General features: G+C 58.0%; 15 protein-coding genes and 1 pseudogene. 4 read left to right on the top strand and 12 right to left on the bottom strand.

All coding sequences use genetic code 11. The annotated features are described in order from the left end of the window. From AXF19_RS15325 to serA, 11 genes and pseudogenes are all read right to left on the bottom strand, one after another. Positions 1 to 416: pseudogene (locus tag AXF19_RS15325) on the bottom strand (UDP-glucose--hexose-1-phosphate uridylyltransferase); the annotation flags it as partial. A 16-nt stretch (positions 417 to 432) separates the two neighbouring features. Next, entirely contained in the window at positions 433 to 1422 is a 990-nt protein-coding gene (galE, locus tag AXF19_RS07580) for a UDP-glucose 4-epimerase GalE (RefSeq protein WP_066847135.1), read from the bottom strand. An 18-nt stretch (positions 1423 to 1440) separates the two neighbouring features. Further along, positions 1441 to 2607: a galactokinase gene (locus AXF19_RS07575; protein WP_066847133.1), complete on the bottom strand. Its 1167-nt coding sequence runs from the start codon at positions 2605 to 2607 to the stop codon at positions 1441 to 1443. A gap of 138 nt (positions 2608 to 2745) precedes the next feature. Continuing rightward, entirely contained in the window at positions 2746 to 5859 is a 3114-nt protein-coding gene (locus tag AXF19_RS07570; protein ID WP_066847130.1) for a glycoside hydrolase family 2 TIM barrel-domain containing protein, read from the bottom strand. Positions 5860 to 5926: 67 nt separating this feature from the next. Beyond that, positions 5927 to 7348 carry a glycoside-pentoside-hexuronide (GPH):cation symporter gene (locus tag AXF19_RS07565; protein ID WP_066847127.1) on the bottom strand — a complete coding sequence of 474 codons (1422 nt, stop codon included), beginning with the start codon at positions 7346 to 7348 and terminating at the stop codon, positions 5927 to 5929. A gap of 12 nt (positions 7349 to 7360) precedes the next feature. Next, positions 7361 to 7966, bottom strand: coding sequence for a cytidylate kinase-like family protein (locus AXF19_RS07560; RefSeq protein ID WP_066847125.1), 606 nt, complete (start codon positions 7964 to 7966; stop codon positions 7361 to 7363). Positions 7967 to 8196: 230 nt separating this feature from the next. After that, the gene (deoD, locus tag AXF19_RS07555) at positions 8197 to 8904 is read right to left on the bottom strand and encodes a purine-nucleoside phosphorylase (RefSeq protein WP_066847123.1); all 708 of its coding nucleotides are present in this window, start codon (positions 8902 to 8904) and stop codon (positions 8197 to 8199) included. Between the two features lie 48 nt (positions 8905 to 8952). Beyond that, positions 8953 to 9240, bottom strand: a complete 288-nt coding sequence (locus AXF19_RS07550) for a type II toxin-antitoxin system RelE/ParE family toxin (protein WP_237141545.1) — start codon at positions 9238 to 9240, stop codon at positions 8953 to 8955. Between the two features lie 38 nt (positions 9241 to 9278). Beyond that, complete coding sequence (locus AXF19_RS07545; protein ID WP_009440377.1) at positions 9279 to 9587, bottom strand: type II toxin-antitoxin system RelB/DinJ family antitoxin; 309 nt, start codon at positions 9585 to 9587, stop codon at positions 9279 to 9281. A 140-nt stretch (positions 9588 to 9727) separates the two neighbouring features. After that, the gene (gene htpX, locus AXF19_RS07540) at positions 9728 to 10597 is read right to left on the bottom strand and encodes a zinc metalloprotease HtpX (RefSeq protein ID WP_066847118.1); all 870 of its coding nucleotides are present in this window, start codon (positions 10595 to 10597) and stop codon (positions 9728 to 9730) included. Between the two features lie 292 nt (positions 10598 to 10889). Beyond that, positions 10890 to 12485 carry a phosphoglycerate dehydrogenase gene (gene serA / locus AXF19_RS07535; protein ID WP_066847115.1) on the bottom strand — a complete coding sequence of 532 codons (1596 nt, stop codon included), beginning with the start codon at positions 12483 to 12485 and terminating at the stop codon, positions 10890 to 10892. A 406-nt stretch (positions 12486 to 12891) separates the two neighbouring features. On the opposite strand from serA, the gene AXF19_RS07530 reads away from it, so the two are divergent. The 4 genes from AXF19_RS07530 to AXF19_RS07515 all read left to right on the top strand — a co-directional run bounded on the left by AXF19_RS07530 (position 12892) and on the right by AXF19_RS07515 (position 18109). Then, a complete protein-coding gene (locus AXF19_RS07530; RefSeq protein ID WP_066847109.1) occupies positions 12892 to 13824 on the top strand; it encodes an ABC transporter permease in 933 nt (310 codons plus the stop codon). Next, positions 13825 to 14646 (top strand): ABC transporter permease, encoded by an 822-nt coding sequence (locus tag AXF19_RS07525; protein ID WP_066847107.1) that lies wholly within the window; start codon positions 13825 to 13827, stop codon positions 14644 to 14646. It begins immediately after the preceding gene. Between the two features lie 266 nt (positions 14647 to 14912). Further along, positions 14913 to 16436 carry an ABC transporter substrate-binding protein gene (locus AXF19_RS07520; protein WP_066847105.1) on the top strand — a complete coding sequence of 508 codons (1524 nt, stop codon included), beginning with the start codon at positions 14913 to 14915 and terminating at the stop codon, positions 16434 to 16436. Between the two features lie 5 nt (positions 16437 to 16441). Next, complete coding sequence (locus AXF19_RS07515; protein ID WP_066847098.1) at positions 16442 to 18109, top strand: dipeptide ABC transporter ATP-binding protein; 1668 nt, start codon at positions 16442 to 16444, stop codon at positions 18107 to 18109. A gap of 86 nt (positions 18110 to 18195) precedes the next feature. Here AXF19_RS07515 and hcp read toward each other — a convergent pair whose 3' ends face one another. Beyond that, positions 18196 to 19857: a hydroxylamine reductase gene (hcp, locus tag AXF19_RS07510; protein WP_066847095.1), complete on the bottom strand. Its 1662-nt coding sequence runs from the start codon at positions 19855 to 19857 to the stop codon at positions 18196 to 18198. Between the last annotated feature and the right edge of the window lie 365 nt (positions 19858 to 20222).

The raw sequence follows: 20222 nt of genomic DNA, 5'->3' as shown, positions 1-20222 counted from the left end.
GCCGTCTTCCACGCGATGTTCTTGTCGATACGCGCCTTGCGGATGTAGTTCGAGGCGATGCTCAGCGCATAGTAGTAGTCCGTCGCCTCGCGCGGCGATTCTTCATAGTGTGCATGGAACTGCCGCACAACCTCGGACGGACGCGGCATCACACAGTCCATGATGCGCGTATCGAAGAGGTCGCGCTCGTCCGTCGTCCCCTCGATCAGCCCTTTCTCCGCAGCGTAGTCGAGCATACACTCCAGAATCGGCGTTGCCGTTTCAAGCGTTTCATCCACCTCTTCGGGCACATATTCCTCAACGTGCAGCACATCAAGGAGGCGGTTCGCCGCATAGACCTCGTCCTCGGGTGCAATCAGCCCCTTTTGACGCGCAAAGTGCAGGAGACGGCTGATTTCATGCTGAATGTCACACATGATACATCCTCCCGTCCTAGTCCTCATACCCGTGCGGATGGCTCTCATGCCACTTCCACGCCGTCCCGATGACCTGCTCCACATCCGTGAACTGCGGCTTCCACCCGAGCACGGTACGCGCTTTCTCGCTCGACGCAATGAGCTGTGCAGGATCGCCCGCACGGCGTGCACCGATCTCCACCTTGATGGAGCGTCCCGTTGCCTTTTCCGCCGCCGCAATCATTTCCTTCACCGAGAACCCCTGCCCGTTGCCGAGGTTGAAGATGTCGCTCGCGCCGCCCTTTCTGAGGTATTCGAGCGCAAGCACATGCGCATCCGCGAGATCGACCACATGGATGTAGTCGCGCAGACACGTCCCGTCCGGTGTCGGGTAGTCGTCGCCGAACACCGTGATATGGTCGCGTCTGCCCGTCGGCACTTGGAGAATGAGCGGAATCAGATGCGTCTCCGTCTTGTGATCCTCGCCAATCGAGCCATCGGGCAGTGCGCCCGCCGCGTTGAAATAGCGCAGGGAGACATAGCGCACGCCGTTCGCGCGGCTCACCCACTTCATCATCTTCTCCATCGTGAGCTTCGTCTCGCCGTAGGTATTCGTCGGGCACGTCTCGTCGTCCTCGTGGATCGGCACGCGCTTCGGCTCGCCGTAGGTCGCCGCCGTCGAGGAGAAGACAATCTTGTCCACGCCGTGCCGCACCATCGCCTCAAGGAGTACCTGCATCCCGTAGACGTTGTTGTTGAAGTAGAGCAGCGGCTTTTCCATGCTCTCGCCGACAAGCGAATTTGCCGCGAAATGAATGACCGCCTCGATCTTATTCTCCGTGAAAATCTTGTCGAGCACGGAGGCATCGCGAATATCGCCCTCGTAAAATTTCGCCGCAGGGTTCAGTGCGCCGCGATGCCCCGTCTGCAGATTATCGACAATGGCGACCTGCTCGCCCTTTTCGACGAGCGCGTGCACCGCATGGGAGCCGATGTAGCCCGCACCGCCGCAAACCAAGATAGCCATGAGTATGCTCCTTTCACCTTACAGGCGGCGTGCGCCGTCCGCAATATTCGCCACATAGAAGCTCGGTGCATAGCCGATCTTCGCCGTATACGCCTCTGCAACATTCTTCTCGAATGCGGGAATCGCCTCGTCGCGCACAATGCTGACCGTGCAGCCTGCAAAGCCGCCGCCCGTCATGCGCGAGCCGAGCACGCCCTCCTGCCGCCACGCAAGTTCTGCGAGCGTATCCAGCTCCGGCCCTGTCACCTCGTAGTCGTCGCGCAGGGAGACATGGGAGTCGTTCATCAGCGCACCGAAACGCTTCACATCGTTTTTCTCAAGTGCCTCCACCGCTTCGAGCGTGCGGCGGTTCTCGTAGACCGCATGGCGTGCGCGTCTGCGCTCGACCTCATCCTCGATGACGGCGGCATTCTCATCGAACTCCGCGTTTGTCAGCTCGCCGAGTGACTTGATCGCCTTCACCTTCTGCAGAGCCTTGAGTGCCGCCTCGCTCTGCATCCGACGTTCGTTGTACGCCGATGTGACGAGGCTGTGCGCCTTGTTCGTGTTCGTGATGACGATGCTGCAGCCCTTGAGATCGAGCTTGCTGTAACGATATTCAAGGGTATTGCAGTCGAGGAGGATTGCACAATCCTTCTTCCCCATTCCAACCGCGAACTGATCCATGATGCCGCAGTTCATGCCGACAAAGATATTCTCCGCCTTCTGTGCGAGCTTCACGAGTTCCACCATGTCGATGCCAAGCCCGAGTTCGTCGTTCAGGATAACCGCCATCAGCACCTCGATGGATGCCGAGGAGGAGAGTCCCGCACCGTTCGGGAGATTGCCGTAGAACAGAATGTCAAAGCCGTGCGCCGCTGCGTGTCCCGCATCCTCCATCATGCGCACAACGCCGATGGGGTAGTTCGCCCAACCGTAGGCATCCGTCTTCACCGCGCCGTGCATGGGGAACTCCACCACGCCCTGCTCCGGCAAATTCATCGAGTAGAGCCGCGACACGCCGTCCGTGCGCGGTGCAACGAGCGCATACGTACCGAGCGAGATCGCGCACGGGAAGACATGGCCGCCGTTGTAGTCCGTATGCTCACCGATGAGATTCACGCGCCCCGGTGAGAAATATGCGTGTGTGTCCGCCGCGCCGAACTTCTCGCGAAACACTTCGTTCATCTCGTCCAATATCGCCATCGTCTGCATCCTCCGTTCATCTTTGGGTAAATATCAAAATTGTAGTTAAGCGAAAGTAAACGTTTTCTTTTCCGTTTTCTATTCTATCTCTTTTTGCAAAAAAACGCAAGAGCTTTTTGAAAACTCCTGCGTTTTTCCTCAAATCCCCTTCAGCGTAAATGCCAGATGCCGCGTTTCGTTTTTCTGCACATACTCCGCAAGCACCGGTGCGCCCCATGAGTCGTCTCCGCCCACGCCGCACATCCCTGCCGATGCACGCAGATACGTGTGCTGCGGGCGCGGCAGATCGTACGCATGGCGCGCATTCTCAAGCTCATGCGGGCTGTACGGAAGTGCCGACGCCTCGAACGGCACATCGCCCGCAAGGCGAATACCGTGCCCGCTGCGGTCCGTGACCTCGATCCAGCGCACGCCACAGTGATTGCCCGTCTCCTGCGGACGCAGATACGGCTCAACCTCGTCTGCCGTCGTACTCTCATAGATACCGAGCCGCGCACCCTCGCAGCGGTCAATATTGTTCTCCTTTGGCCCGTACCCGTAGAAGCGAATGCGGTCATAGTCCGCAGAGAGCGTAAAGAGCATCGCAAAGTCCGGCATCTCGGGCAGCCCCGCTGCAGCTTCATAGTCGAGTGCAACGCGGAGTGCCCCCGTCGCATCCACCGTATAGGTGACGGTGCAGGTTGCTGCTGGCGACGCTGTGAGTGCATAGGTAAAGCGTACCGTAACACTCTGTGCGCGGCATTCCTCCTGTCTACCGAAGAATCCGTCCACCACCGTAGACGCTGCGCCGTCCACGCTGTACTCAATCCGCGTGCAGCGGCGATAGAGACTCGCAATCTTCCACTGCGCACAATCCGCCATGCGTCCGCTGCCGTAGTCGTTGTCAACAGGCGCACGCCAGAACGACGGCTGCGGCAGTTCCTCAATCAGCTCCCGCCCGCCATAGCGATAGGAGACGAGATTGCCCTGCGCACTTGAGAACATCAGGGAGAAGCCCGCCCCCTGCACGCCGAGATTGATGTCCCCCTGCACCACGCGCAGACTTCCGTTCTCCGCGAGCGGTGCATAAACGGGTGCGGAAGGACACGCCGCAACGACATCGCGGATCTGCAGTGCGTCGCCCGTCCATGCCGGCAGAATCGTCTGCCCAAACGCAACCTCATGCCCCACGGTTGCCCAACGCTCCTCCTGCGCAAGCACGAGAGTCGCGGTCAGCACATGTTCCCCATTGCCAAACGAGGGTACGGCGCAGGGCACACAGCGCGTTTCTCCCGGCGGTACGGAGGGTGCCGGCATACGCCGCTGCCAGACCGTCTGTCCGTCCACGGCAAGGACAAGCTGCAGCACATAGCAGTCCGCATTTGTAAAGAGGCTCTTGTTCTCGATCTCCACACCATTCCACGAAGGGCGCAGCGTGAAATTCTGATAGTTAAACTTCACATCCTGCAGCTTTGCCGTCGGACGACGATCGGCAAAGAAAATACCGTTACCGCTGAAGTTGTAGTCCGACGGACGGTCACCGAAGTCGCCGCCATAGAGAAATACATCCTCACCGTACCGCCCGCGCCGACGAATTGCCTGATCGCCAAAATCCCAGATAAAGCCGCCCTGATAGAGTGGCTCGCGCTCCGTCAGCTCCGTGTACTTGTGCATGCCGCCGCAGCTGTTGCCCATCGCGTGCGTATACTCACAGCAAATAAAGGGCTTGTCCCTGTGCTCCTTGAGAAATGCCTCGATGTCCGCCGCCTTCGTATACATCTGACTTTCCATATCGCTCGTTGCAGGATAGCTGCGATCCCAGAAAATCCCCTCGTAGTGCACGAGGCGCGTCGGATCGACGCGGCGGAAGTATTCGCTCATCTCGTAGATGTCACGCCCGCCGCAGGACTCGTTGCCGCACGACCAGATGAGGATACACGGATGGTTCTTGTCCCGCTCGTACATCGACTGTGCGCGGTCGAGCACGGCGGGCAGCCAAACCTCGTGATCCCCGGGCACGGTATGCTCGTCCTTTGCGCATGCTCCGTTCTTCATCCACGAGCCGTGCGTCTCGAGATTCGTCTCGTCGATGACATAGAACCCGTAGATATCGCACAGCTCATAGAGACGACTGCTGTTCGGGTAATGTGACGTGCGGATCGCGTTGACATTCGCGCGTTTGAGTGCAATGATATCCTGCTCAAAGAGCGCGGGATCCATCGCCCGCCCGTGATCGCAGTCGAACTCGTGGCGGTTCACCCCTTTGAACACAATTCGCTTGCCGTTAATCTGCATCAGACCGTCCCTCATGCAGAACTCACGGAAGCCGACACGCACGCGCACGACCTCCTGTAGGAGACCGTCCGCATCATAGACACAGAGAACGGCATGGTAGAGATACGGCTCCTCCGCACTCCACAAGTGAATCCCCGCGATATCCGCCGAAAGCTCGTACGCCGTCCCCACAAAATGCTCATTGATCTGCAGCACCTCGGTGCCGTCCGCATCGTAGAGATCGAGCATAACGCCCTTTTCCCCCGCATCGCCGAACGATAGACGAATGGAGAGCTGACCGTCCGCATAGTTATGAACAGGATTTGCACGGACTCCGATGTCCTCGATGTGCACGGCGGGCTTGGTATAGATAAGGACATCGCGATAGATCCCCGAGAACCGCCAGAAATCCTGATCCTCAAGCCAGCTCGCGCTCGCATAGCGGAACACCATCGCCGCCAGCTTATTCTCGCCCGCCACAAGATACGGCGTCAGATCAAAGTCCGCAGGTGTGCAGCTGTCCTCACTGTAGCCGACGAAATGCCCGTTGAGGAAGAGCGCGAGTGCCGCGTCCACGCCGCCAAAGGAGATAAAAACATTTTCCCAGTCCTCCGGCACGTTGAAATACTTCACATAGCAGCCGACGGGATTGCTGCGCGTTGGAATTTCACCCGGCGCGATGCTCTCGTGCCCGTCCCACGGATACGTCGTATTCGTGTAATGCGGTACGCCGTGCCCCTCCATCTGGATATGCGCCGGCACATGAATCGTCTCCCAGTCGTGACAGTCATAGTCCGCCGCCTCAAATCCCTGCGGGATAAACGCCGTATTCCGCGCATAGGCAAAGTGCCATACCCCGCCGAGCGTGCGGTAAAACGAAGACACACCGCGTGCAAGCTCCGTTTCATCACGGTAGAAAACATGATCGCTGTGCGCGGGCAAACGGTTCTCCGCAAAGTACTGCGGGTCTTTCAGTTTCCCAAAATCGAAGCCACTCATATCAAGACCTCCATTTCTGCAAAGAAAGCGGTCGCTAGCGACCGCTTCCACAAATGTTACCACAGGATTACTTATTCATTTCATCCCATTTCTCCTCGAGTTCCTCCACAATGCGTGCATGCTCCGCCTCCGTAAGCGTCACCTTCGCACGATAGAGAATCGTCCCAAGCAGGATGAACACAAACGGCAGCGCAAACATGACGAGTTTAAAGTTGAAGAGGTTCTCCGGCGTAATCGTCGCCGCCGTCGCTCCGCTCGTCATGCCGACCCAGATCGCCGTAATGCCGATCATGCCGCTCGTGATTGCACCCGCGAGCTTGTCCACGAGTGGACGCACGCAGAGGACAAGCGCCTCATCACGATGCCCGAGCTTCAGCTGCCCATACTCGACCGTATCCGTGATCGTCATGAGCACGACAAGGAAGACCAACGGCTGCGGCAGGGCAAAGAGTCCTGCGGCAAAGAGCGTCATAAGGACGCTTGTACCCGCCATTGCATAGAGGACAATACCGACGAGCATCACAGCAACCGAGCCAAAGAAGAGCCTGCGGCGGCTGAACTTCATCGTCAGCGTCGGGAAGAGCGCGACGGCAAGCAGACCGATGATGACGTTGATGACGCCGAGGAACGAGAACTGCTTTGCGTCGCCGAGCACGTAGATGAAGTAATAGAGGTTAAAATTGTTGATGATATTGATCCCGAGACCATAGATCAGATACGCAATCGCAATCCAGAGGAGCTGATCGTTCTTGAGCAGAACCGAGAACACATCCTTGAACGAAGTCTCCGTCTTGTTCTCACGCAGCGCAGAGTCCTCTTCCTTCGTCCCAAGGCCAAGGATGATCGCGCCGAGCGTCGCAATGCCGCCGCCAATGACCGCAAACGCAAACCACCCCGCAGAGTCGCCCGCGCCGCCATTTTCGTTGAGAGAGAAGTAGAGCACAACGGGCATGACAATCGCCGTGACCAGCTGACCGCCGAACACCGAGCCGATACGCGCGTATGTTGCCGTCACCTCGCGCTCACGTGAGTCGAACGAGAGCGCAGGAATCATCGACCAGATCGCAACGTCCTTTGCCGAATAGAATACATCCATGATGAGATAGAGAACTGCAAAGAGAACGAGGTAGAGCATTGGGTTCGATACCGTCAGCCCACCCATATCCGTGAAGAGGATCGCCAGCGTGATCGCTGCGACGAATGCGCCCACGATGACCCACGGCTTGAACTTGCCCCAGCGCGTCTTCGTCTTGTCAATCGTATTGCCAATGAAAGGATCAAGAAAGAGTTCACAGACGCGCAGCACAAGGATGATCGTCGTTACAATGCCGATCATATAGGCATCGTGTTCATGGTTATCGGAGTGGAACAGATTGCTCGTGACAAAGATCATAAAGTACGTCGCGAGCATAGCATAGAACACATCATGTCCGAAGGTGCCGCAGGAATATGCGATACGCGGCCAGAACTTGCTCTTTTTGTCCGACATGGGACCCCCTCCTCAGCCTTTGACCGTGCGGATGTAGGCGATGATGCCGTCCGCAATCTGCGCGAGCGGCGCACGCCCCGCATTCACAACGAGATCGTAGTGTGCACCGTCGCCCCACTTGCGCCCCGTATAGTAATCATAGTAGCGCGCGCGTTTCTCATCCTCGCGATCCATCTCCTTGAGCGTCTTGCCCTCGTAGACCGTGCGTCCGCGCTCCTCACGGTAGTCGTCGTCCGCACAGACGAAAATGGAAAACACATCGTCGCGCTTCCGAAGCGCATAGTCCGCACAGCGTCCGAGGAAAATGCACGGGCCATCGTCGGCAAGTTTCCGCACAACGTTTGACTCCGCCATGAACATCCCCTGACTGGACTCGCCCATCGCCATACCGAACGAGTGGAACGGAATGAAGCGCGAGGCAAGCGGCTTCACCGTGTTCTCAAGTTCGAACAGCTCCTTCTCATGCAGATCGTTGATGCCGAGCTTTGCCGCCGCGAGGTGGACGATCTGGCGGTCATAGAGATGAACCCCCAGCTTCTCCGCGAGAATGTTCGCGAGCTCCCGCCCACCGCAGCCGTACCGACGGCTGATTGTGAGGATGAATTTCTTCTCCTCCATGTGACTCCCTCCTTCATCATGGGAAACAGATGAATGTTTCCCACTAACAACTCTTGAAAATGATAAAATGGAAAAGGTTCTTGGAAAAGTAAACGTTTTCTTTCTTACGGTTTTCATTATAACCCATCATTTTCAAAAAAGCAAACGTTTTCTTTTGAAAAGCAAAAAAAATTTATGCATTTCGGAATCAAAAAGAGACCTCGCGTTCACAAGGTCTCTCATGAAGATTTTCAGCCGACCGCCGTCTCAAGCGCGATCTTGATCATATCGCTGAACGTCGTCTGCCGCTCCTCTGCCGTGCACTTCTCGCCCGTGACGAGATGGTCGCTGACGGTGAAGAGCGCGAGTGCCTGCCGTCCGTACTTCGCCGCGAGCGTATAGAGTGCCGCAGCCTCCATCTCGACCGCGAGCACACCGTACTGACGCAGCTTTGCGTTGTCGATCTCCTCATCGTAGAAGCGGTCGACAGAGATCACATTGCCGACGCGCACGGGGAGATTCAGCTTCTTCGCGTTCTCCACGGCGGCGGAAAGCAGCTCGTAGTCCGCGAGCGGCGCATAGTTGATCGCACCGCCGAAGATATTGCGGAGCATGGAGGAGTCCGTGGTCGCGCCCTGTGCGATGAATACGTCGCGCAGCTTCACCTTCTCGTGCATGCCGCCGCAGGTGCCGACGCGGATGAGCTTCTGCACGCCGTAGTAGTCCATCAGCTCATTCACATAGATGGAGATCGACGGCATGCCCATGCCTGTGCCCTGCACGGAGACTGGAACGCCCTTGTACGTGCCTGTATAGCCGAGGATGTTGCGGATGGATGTGTACTCCTTCGCCCCCTCCAGGAAATTCTCCGCGATGAACTTCGCGCGCAGCGGATCGCCCGGCAGCAGGATGCGCTCCGCGACCTCGCCCTTCTCGGCAGCAATGTGCAGTGAACTCATGTCGTTTCCTCCTATTGAAATAGATTTGTCGTCCTTATTGTAACGCGGTCATACCATATCATTATTTTCCGTATACCTCGCGAGCTGCGCTACGCTATCCCGCCCTCCGTATAAAATGCGGATGACGGTCACAATGCGGCTCTCGTGATTCGGTATGTAGAAAACGAGATAATGGTCGACAGGCATAACGCGAAGACCGTGCGTGCGCCACGGCTCACCTTCATAGAGCCGATACCGTTCAGGCATTTCTTCAAGTGCATAGATGTGCTCCTCCAAATGTCGAAAGAGTGCCTCTGCACTATCTATGGCTCGGAGTTCAACATAAATCTCACGCATATCCTCCTTTGCTTGCGCAGAGAGTTCAACGCGATACATCATAGCCCGTACTCACGCCGCAGTTCAGCAAAGACCTCGCGCGCGGGTCGCGTCCGTCCTGCCTCAATATCGGCATAGCCCTTTTCAAGCTCTCTATTAAGCTCCTCTTCCGACAGCCTGCTCACATCAAGAGAGTGTCTGCGCGGTATTTTCACATCGAACGGAAGCCCCTGCTGCAGGATCACCTGACGATAGAACATATTGATTGCATTGGATGCCGGAATGCCGAGCGCCGCAAGTATCTCCTCTGCCCGTTCCTTAACGTCCGGCTCGACTCTCGCATATAGATTGGCGGATTTTGCTGCCATAATAACGCCCCTCCTTCTTCCTTGCGTAAATCATTCTACTGATATTATATCTGTATGTGCGGACAAGTGCAATACACAACGACATACAAAAAGCCCCAAGAGTTCACTGCAAACTCTTGAAGCCGGGTATCGTTGAAAAATCAGCGGATGTGCATGCGCTGTGCCTGTTCGCGCAGACGTGCGATGCGCTCCTGCGTCGCGGGGTGGGTCGAGAACAGGCTCTTGAAGGAGATGTCGCGACCCGTCAGCGGGTTGATGATGCACATATGTGCGGTCGCGGGCGTCGCCTCGGGGAGCGGCGCGCCGTGCACGGCGTAGTACTCGATCTTCTCGAGCGCCGACGCAAGGTAGTTCGGGTTGCCGCAGATCTCTGCGCCGCCCTCGTCCGCGCTGTACTCGCGCGAGCGCGAGATCGCCATCTGGATCAGTGCCGCCGCAATCGGTGCAATGATCGCCGTTGCAATGAGCCCGATAATGCCGCCGCGGTCATCGTCGCTCGAGCGTCCCGCGCCGAAGATCGCTGCCCACTGGGCAATGCTCGCGGCGTAGGAGATGACGGTCGCCATCGTCGCCGCAATGGTCGAGATGAGGATATCGCGGTGCTTGACGTGCGCGAGCTCATGCCCGAGCACGCCCGAGATCTCGTTGTAGTCGAGCGCACGCATGAGCCCCGTCGTGACGGCGACTGCCGCGTTCGAGGGATTACGCCCCGTCGCAAAGGCGTTCGGCGCATCCTCGTTGATGATGTAGACACGCGGCATGGGCAGCCCCGCACGCCCCGCGAGATTTTCGACGAGCCCGTAGAGATCGGGCGCACCCTGACGGTCGACCTCCTGCGCGTTATACATGCTGAGCACCATGCGGTCGGAGAACCAATACGAGAAGAAGTTCATGCCGAGTGCGATGATGAGCATGACGGTCATGCCCGTATGTCCGGCGAATGCACCGCCGAGGGCAACCATGAGTGCCATGAGGAGCGCCATGAGCATTGTGGTCTTGAGTGTATTCACAGGCTTTTGCCTCCCTTGTAAATCAACTCTTTGTCCTTTTGACTATATCATACAGAACAATTATGGAAAAAGGCTGAAATCCTTCTGATTCTTCTTGTAATCCGTCATGTAAAGCCCCACGCAAACGCTTAGTTACGCAAGCGGTCGTGTGCTTATCTGCATAAATACCTGCGGACTTCTTAAACGCGCTGCGCTTGAACGAAAGAAATCCGCAGGGGGCAGAACGCATACTTTTCTCCGCTTGCTCCACTAGGGTTTGCTTTGGGGCTTCACATCCGCTGCTAAGACAAACTCAGATCGTCTCAAAGTTGACAAATTTTGCGTCGAAGATGCCGTCGATCGCAAGCACACGCGCAAGCGTATCATCGGGGATGTCGTGGTCAATCGTGAGTGCCATGATGCTCATGCCCTCGCGCTTCGACTTGCCGACCTGCATCGACGAGATATTGATGCCTGCCTCGCCCATGATGGAGCCGACCGTGCCGATGACACCGGGGCGGTTGATGTGCGGGCAGATGAGGAGACGTGCGTGCGGGTCGATGTCCACACGGAAGCCGTTGATCCGTACGATGCGCCCCTCCGTGCCGAAGAGCGTGCCCTGTACCTCTGCCGTACCCGCTTCTGCTGTGCCCGCCGCCGTCGTGACACGCACGGTGATGAGCGTCGAATAGTGCGAGGTTTCCTTTTCCTTGATCTCCGTCACCTTGATGCCGCGCGACTTCGCAACACTCGGCGCGTTGACGTAGTTGATCTCGCTCTCGAGGATGGGGTTGAGCATCCCCTTGAGGAGTGCCGTTGTGAGAAAGCTCGTGTTGACCTCCGTGATCTCACCGTTGTAGACGACCTCCACATGGGAGATGGGGCCTTCGGCGAGCGAGCAAACGGTGCAGCCGAGCTGCTCCGCAAGTGTGATGTAGGGGCGAATGACGCGCATGACTTCCTTCGAGACGGGTGCCATGTTGACCGCTGCCGTCACCGGCTCGCCGCGCAGTGCCGCACGGATCCCCTCCGCCACGTCCACGGACACACCAATCTGTGCCTCCACCGTAGACGCGCCGAGATGCGGCGTGAGTACAACGCCCGGAACGCCGCGCAGCGGATGATCCTCCGCGAGCGGCTCGCTCTCGAACACATCGATTGCCGCCCCCGCGACGATCCCATCCTTGACCGCTGCCGCCAAATCACTTTCGTTGATAATGCCGCCGCGCGCGCAGTTGACGAGACGCACGCCCTTCTTCATCTTACGCAGCTCCGGCATCGAGATCATGCCGCGCGTCTCCTTCGTGAGCGGCATATGTACCGTGATAAAATCCGCCGCTGCAAAGATGTCGTCGAGCGTTCCGACGGTCACGCCGAGTGCCTTTGCGCGCTCCTCGTTGATATACGGATCGTAGGCAATGATGTTCATATCAAAGGCAAGCGCACGCTTTGCAACGCCGCTGCCGATGCGCCCCATGCCGATGACACCGAGCGTCTTGCCGCGCAGCTCCACGCCGACGAACGCCTTGCGATTCCACTCTCCCGCATGCATTGTCGCGTCTGCGGCGGGGATATTGCGCGCCATCGAGAGCATCATCGCCATCGTGTGCTCCGTCGCCGCAATCGTATTGCCACCCGGCGAATTGATGACAATGATCCCGCGCTCGGTCGCCGCCTTCACATCGATGTTGTCCACACCGACCCCCGCGCGCCCAATGATCTTCAGCCGATCCGCGCGCGCGAGCACATCCGCCGACACCTTCGACGCCGAGCGCACCATGAGCGCGTCGTAGTCGCCGATGATCTCCACCAGCTCCTCATGCGAAATCTTCTCGCGTACGTCGACCTCATACTCTGCCAGCAGTTCAATCCCCTTGGGCGAAATACCGTCCGCAGCCAAAATCCTCATCTGTAAGCCCTCCCATGCGGCGCTTTGCCGTATCTTACTTTCTGCACAGTGTTCCCCCATTATAGCGAGAAGATGGCGCGGGGTCAAATGTTTCGCGTGCAGCTGCGGCGCAGCATAATGTGTACCTGTATTCATATCTTTAAATTTCGATGCATGATATTTAAAATTTATAGTAATAACATTTCATCAACTCATGAACAAGATATGAATATATGATGAAGGACTCGAAAAAATCCTTATATATCAACCTCAATAGATGGAAACAAGAAATATTTTTTGACAAAGGATTGACATTTTTCGTCTGCGCGGGCTATACTAAAAATCGTTTTCCAAGAGAAACATCATAAACAATAGCTATCACATTTTTGATATCTACGTAAGAACTTACAATATAATGGAGCATTCTATGACAGCAAAAGATTTTTTTCAGCGATGTTTGCAGTTCATCCCCGTCTTTTTCGGCATCACCCTGCTTTCCTTTGGACTCATCTACATCGCCCCGGGCGATCCCGTCGGCATCCGCCTCTCGGCGGGCGGCACGGCGATTGATCCGCAGATCGTCGAGCGCATGCGCGCGGAGATGGGGCTCGACGCGCCCTTCCTCGTCCAGTACGGACGGTGGCTCGTCCACTTCCTCCAAGGGGACATGGGCAGATCCTACATCACAGACGTGCCCGTTGCAACGACCTTCTGGAAGGCTGTCCCCTATACCCTGCGCATGGCGGGCACGGCAATGGGGCTCACCCTCCTCATCTCGCTGCCGCTCGGCGTCGCCATTGCTGCGTGCCGCAACAGCCGCATGGACTACGCGCTGCGCTTCCTGACCTTCATCGGCAACGCAACGCCCGGCTTCATCATCGGCATCGTCCTCATGTTCGTATTCTCCTATCGGCTCGGCTGGGTTCCCGTCCTCGCGACAACAAAGCCAGTCGGCATGGTACTGCCCGCGCTGACCCTCGCCCTCGTCATGTCCTCGCGCTATATCCGTCAGATCCGCGCGGCGGCGCTCGACGAGCTGGCAAAGGACTACGTGATCGGACTGCGCGCGCGCGGGATTCCCGAGCGCGTGATCCTCTTTCGCAATGTGCTGAAAAACATCATGGTCATCGTCATCACCCTCACGGGCATCTCGGTCGGCTCGTTGCTCGGCGGGACGGTCATCATCGAGACCATCTTTAACTGGCCGGGCGTCGGCAACCTCATCATGACAGCGATCAGTGCGCGTGACTATCCCGTCATACAGGCGGTTGTCGTCTGGATGGCGCTCGCGTTCTTCCTTGTGAATCTGCTCGCCGACCTCTCCTACCGCTATTTCAATCCGAAGATCAAGGAGCTCTAAATGCTCAATGCCTTTCTGCAAACGCCGCGCCTCTTCCGCGCACTCGCGCTGCTCGCGGCGCTCATCCTCATTGCGAGTCTCTTCTCCGCGCAGCTCGCCCCCTACGATCCCTATGTGACAAATCCGCAGCTGATCCTAAAGCCGCCCTCGGCGGAGCATCTGCTCGGCACAGACAACTACGGCAGGGACATCCTCTCGCGCATCCTCGCGGGCGGGAGAACGTCGATCTTCTCGGCACTCTTTATCATCCTCATTGCGGGCTCGTTCGGCAGCATGATCGGCCTCCTCGCGGGCTACTATCGCGGGCGGGCGGATGCGATCCTCATGCGCGTAACGGATATTTTCCAAGCGTTTCCCGACATTGTGCTCGCGATTGCGGTCGCGGGCGTGCTCGGCGGCGGACTGTTCAACGCCGTACTCGCGCTGATCCTCACGACGTGGACGCAGTACGCGCGCCTCGCACGCAGCGCGGCGGCGGCAGCGCGGGAGGAGACATACATCCATGCCGCGCGGCTTTCGGGGTGCAATGACGCGCGCATCCTCTTTCTCCATATCCTGCCGAACATCGCGGGACCGCTCCTCATCACCGCCATCCTGCACGTCAGCACCATGATGATGGGGCTTGCGGGGCTGTCCTATCTCGGCATCGGCGTCCAGATTCCGGCGGCGGAGTGGGGCGCAATGATCAGCGAGGGGCAGAAATATCTGCAACAGGCACCGTGGGCGGCACTCGCTCCGAGCGCGGTGATGGTCGCCGTCATGATGGTATTCAACATGTTCGGCGACCAGCTACGGGATCTCCTCGATCCTAAAATGCGATAGGGCTGCTCGCGGAGCGCCCCTATCGGCTCGCAGGCTCGCCACTTCCCCCGTTTCGACGGGGGAAGCTAATATGCCGTAATCCAAAGCATCCCCCGCCGATGCGGGGGATGGGGACCATGCGCAGCATGGTGGTAGGGGCGCTTTGAGCATCTGGACAACATTAACAAAAGCATAAATAAAGTTTATTTTTATGATGCAAGTCCTACGCGAATGCGTTAGTGGTTTGTAGCATATCACAATACATTTTCACCATACTAGGAGGAACTATGAACAAAACACTGAAACGTCTCTGCGCCGCACTCCTGCTCGCCGTTCCGCTCGCCATGAGCGGCTGCGGCGGCTCCGATCAGGCGGCAGACAGCAAGAAAATCGTGCGCGTCGGCGGCACAGTCGCCGTGACGAGCTCGATGGATCCCGCGAAGGAGTGGATGGGCTGGTACGCCGTACGCTACGGTGTCGGCGAAACACTCTTCCGTCTTGACGACAGTATGAAGCCGCAGCCGTGGCTCGCCGAGAAGGCGGAGAATATCGAGCCGACGGTCTGGCGCATCACACTGAAGGACAATGTCACGTTCTCGAACGGCGAGAAGATGACGGCGGACAAGGTCATCGCCTCGCTCAAGCGCACGGCGGAGACGAATGACCGCGCCGCATGGCTGAAGGATGCAGAGTACACGGCAGAGGGAAATGTCCTCACGATCCGTACGAAAGCACCGTATGCGACCCTCGTCAACGATCTCTGCGACCCGTACGCCGTCATCGTCGATGTTGCAGGCACGAAGGACTTTGAGAACGCTCCCATCTGCACGGGGCCGTTTGTCATGAGCAGCTTTGAAGCAGACAAGCACGCAGTCATGACGAAGAACCCGAAGTATTGGGGCGGCGACGTGAAGGTCGATGAGGTCGAGTACACGAAGATCGCAGACTTCAACACGCTTGCAATGGCACTGCAGGGCGATGAGATCGACGTAGCACTGGATCTCAGCCCCGAGACGGCAGAGACGATTGCGGCGAATGACAAGTTTACGGTTGTCAAGACACCGCAGACGCGCACCTATCAGCTCTACATGAACCTCGATAAGCTCACCGATCCTGCGGTTCGTCAGGCGATCATGTACGGTGTCGACAAAAAGACCATCGGCGACCAGTACCTCAAGGGCGCAATGACTGCCTCGAACAGTGCGTTCCTCGCCTCCACGCCCTATGGCGATCCCGCGCTCAAGGCACGCTCCTACGATCCTGAAAAGGCAAAGCAGGTGCTTGCGGCGGCAGGATATACGGACACGAACGGCGACGGCATTGTCGAGAAGAACGGACAGCCGCTGACCGTCGAGATGGGTGTCTACAAGCGTCTCTTCAACGAGAACATCACAACAGAGATGCAGGCACAGCTCAAGAAGATCGGCATCAACATCCAGATTGTCTCGCATGAGAAATCGACCTATCTGAAGCCCGGCGAATACGAGCTTTCCCTCTACTCCGTCATCACCATGCCGACGGGCGACCCGTATGCCTTCCTGCGCGACACGGCGAGCGCACAGGGCGTCGCCAACTTCGGACGCTACAACAGCCCCGTCGTCGAGGCTGCGCTTGCGGAGCTACCGAACACATTCGATCCCGCGCAGCGCATCGCGCTCGTCAACCGCATCCAGCAGCAGATCATCGACGATGCGGCGATGGACTTCATCGGCTTCAACAACATGCAGATCGGCATCTCCAAGAACGTCACGGGCTTCCTCTCCACGCCGAGCGACTACTACCACGTGACAAAGGATTTGGATAAGAAGTGAGCAGCGTGCACAGCGGAGCGGAGCGACAGGAACTCTTACGAATCGACCATCTGACCGCAGGCTACGGCGGTGACGCCGTTGTCGAGGACATCTGTCTCAGCCTCTCGGCGGGCGAAGTCCTCGGCATCGTCGGCGAAAGCGGCAGCGGCAAATCCACACTGCTGCGCGCCATCGCCCAGATTCGCGGACTCTCCACCGAGATCCACGCGGGTACCGTCTCCATGAACGGGCGCGACATCGCCGTGCTCACCGAGAGCACGCGCCGCCGTATGCGTGGTGAGGAGCTCGCCATGGTGTTTCAGTACGCCGGCGCATCTCTGAACCCCGCGCGGCGCATTGGCACGCAGCTCGTCGAGACCATGCGCGCGCACACGGATCTCTCGCAGGCAGAAATCCGTGCACGCGCCGCAGAGGTATTCAGCGGCATGGGATTCACCGACATCGACCGCATTCTGCGCGCATACCCGTTCGAGCTCTCGGGCGGCATGGCGCAGCGCGCCGCCATCGCCCTCGCCGTCATCCTGCGCCCGCAGCTGCTGCTCGCCGACGAGCCGACCTCGGCACTCGACGCCACCATCCAGCTGCAGGTACTCGACCATCTGCGCGCCCTCAGAGAGCGCACGGGCACAGCGATCCTCCTCATCACGCACAACATCGGCGTCGTGCGGCACATCGCCGACCGCGTCGCCGTCATGTGTCGGGGGCGCATTGTCGAGCAGGGCGCAGTGGACGAGGTGCTGAGCAATCCGCAGCATCCCTATACGCAGGAACTACTTGCGGCAGTGCCGAAAATGCACGCTGCGACACATACGGACTGCGACCGCAGAGATCATGCAGAGAAAAACACCGCTCCCATAGCCTCCCCCGTCACGACGGGGGAGGGGGACCGCGTAAGCGGTGGAAGGGGCGCCCATTTCCAAGACCTCCTGCGCTTTGACAGCGTCTCCATGCACTTCGACGATGCGGCAGGGCGCGTACAGGCAGTGAACGATATTTCGTTCACCCTCGCGCGGCGCGAGCTGCTCGGCATCGTCGGTGAGAGCGGTAGCGGCAAATCCACCGTAGCAAAGCTGCTCACGGGGCTGCACGCACCTACGGGCGGGAAGATCTTCTTGGATGGCAGGAATATCGCGCACGTCTCGGGCAGGGAGCGCCGCGCGCTCTACACGCGTATGCAGATGGTCTTTCAGGATGCAGTCGGCTCGTTCAATCCACGCCGCAGTATCGGCGCGATGATCGGCGAGACCATCTGCCGCCTGTGCAATCCCGACGGGTGCACAACCGAGCAGCGCGTCGCGCAGCTCCTCACCGAGGTGGGACTCCCCGCCTCCTACGCGGCGCGCTACCCACACGAGATAAGCGGCGGTGAGTGCCAGCGTGCCGCGATTGCACGCGCGATGGCGGTGCATCCCGACATCCTCATCTGCGATGAGGCGACCTCCGCGCTCGATGTCTCCGTACAGGCGAAGATCGTCGCCCTCCTCCTGCACCTACAGCAGGAACACGCAATGAGCCTCCTCTTCATCTCGCATGATCTGCCGCTCGTCAGTTCCATCGCCGACCGCGTCCTCATCATGCAGAATGGACGCATCGTCGAGCAGGGCGAGACCCGCCGCGTCCTCAGAGAACCAAGTGAGGACTATACGAAAAATCTCCTGCGCGCGGCGCTGTAAACTCACGCAAAAACGGGACTTCCGTACGAAAGAACATTTTGTTTCGTACGGAAGTCCCATTTGCTTATCTATGAATGGAGATTATTTTACACGGCAGTAGCTTCGGGCGTATTCACCTCAATACCGAACATTGCCATATCGTCCTCAACATTCGTGATGCCACCAATGCCGAAGGTCTCTACGAGCACCTTTGCGACGTTCGGAGAGAGGAACGCGGGGAGCGTGGGGCCGAGGTGGATGTTCTTCACGCCGAGGTGGAGGAGGGCGAGGAGAACGATAACCGCCTTCTGCTCGTACCACGCGATGTTATAGGCAATCGGCAGCTTGTTCACATCATCCAGACCGAATACCTCTTTGAGCTTCAGTGCGATCAACGCAAGCGAATAGGAGTCGTTGCACTGCCCCGCATCGAGCACGCGCGGGATGCCGCCGATGTCGCCGAGATCCTTCTTGATGTACTTGTACTTCGCGCAACCCGCCGTGAGGATGACAGTGTCATGCGGCAGCGCCTCGGCAAACTCGCCGTAGTACGCACGCGACTTCATGCGCCCGTCGCAGCCCGCCATGACGACGAACTTCTTGATTGCGCCGCTCTTGACCGCCTCGACAACCTTGTCCGCAACGGCAAAGACCTGCTCATGTGCAAAGCCGCCGACGATCTCGCCCGTCTCCAGCTCCGTCGGGGGCGCGCATTTCTTCGCGCACTCGATGACGGGCGTGAAGTCCTTCTCGCCGTTCACGAGCGGGATATGCGTGCAGCCCTCGACGCCGACCGCCGCCGTTGTAAAGAGGCGCTCCTTGTAGCTGTCCTTCGGAGGCACAACGCAGTTCGTCGTCATGAGAATCGCGCCATTGAACTTCTCGAACTCCTCCTTCTGCTGCCACCACGCGTTGCCGTAGTTGCCGACGAGGTTGTCGTACTGCTTGAACTTCGGGTAGTAGTGCGCGGGAATCATCTCGCCGTGCGTGTAAACATCGACGCCCGTGCCCTTCGTCTGCTCGAGGAGACGCTCGAGATCCTTGAGATCATGCCCCGAGATAAGGATGCCGGGGCGATTGCGGACGCCGAGCTTCACCTTTGTGATCTCAGGGTTGCCGTAGCTCTCCGTGTTCGCCGTATCGAGCAGTGCCATGCCCGCGACGCCCCACTTGCCCGTCTCGAGGACGAGCGCCGTCAGCGCATCGCCGTCCATCGTATCATCGAGCAGCTGTGCCAGCGCGCGCTGCGAAAATGCGTCAATCTCCTCGTTCTCATAGCCAAGCGCATTTGCATGCTCCATGTAGGCAGCGAGACCCTTGAGACCGTAGGTCGTCAGCTCACGCAGGCTGCGCACATCCTCGTTTTCCGTTGCAAGTACGCCGACCGTCTTCGCCTTTGCCGAGAACTCCGCGCGCGGAGCCGTCCAATGCGCCACCTCGGGCAGCCCCGACGCATCGCTGAGCTGCGCGAGCAGCTCCGCCTTCAGCGCGAGGCTCTCCTCGATCACATCCATGATCGCCTCGCGGTCAAAATTCGCGTTCGTGATCGTCACGAAGAGATTCATCGTCACGCGATGATTCGTCTCCACCGAGACCGTCTTCCCCTCTGCGCGCAGCGCCGTCGTCACCGCGCCGAGCCCCTTCGTCACATAGACGAGCAGATCCTGCATCTCGGCGACATCCGGCTTCTTTCCGCAGACGCCCTGCACCGTGCAGCCCTTGCCGCCCGCAGTCTCCTGACACTGATAGCAAAACATTTTAGCATCCATGAGAATTTCTCCTTTGCAATAATACACATTTGTTGTGTTGATTATAGCAAAGGAAGTCCTCTATAGACGTAACATATGTTACCACACAATAATCAATAGAAATTCTCAACTTCTTACAACAGCAGCAAACTAATCGTTTTTTTTGACCGATTTATGCAGGAAAAATCTGCGTTTCCAAACTATCATATCATCATAGGCTGCAATATGCGGCAACGGATTGTATCGTAACAGAAAAGGAGCAGGGTCATGGGCGAGATTTTTCCAAACATCCCTCAGATTCCGTTCGAGGGCAGAGACAGCAAGAACAAGCTGGCATTCAAGTATTATGATGCAAAGCGCGTAATTCTTGGAAAACCGATGGAAGA

The sequence above is a fragment of the Selenomonas sp. oral taxon 126 genome, from assembly GCF_001683335.1.
GTDB lineage: Bacteria > Bacillota > Negativicutes > Selenomonadales > Selenomonadaceae > Centipeda.
This window is presented reverse-complemented; position numbering and strand designations above follow the sequence as displayed.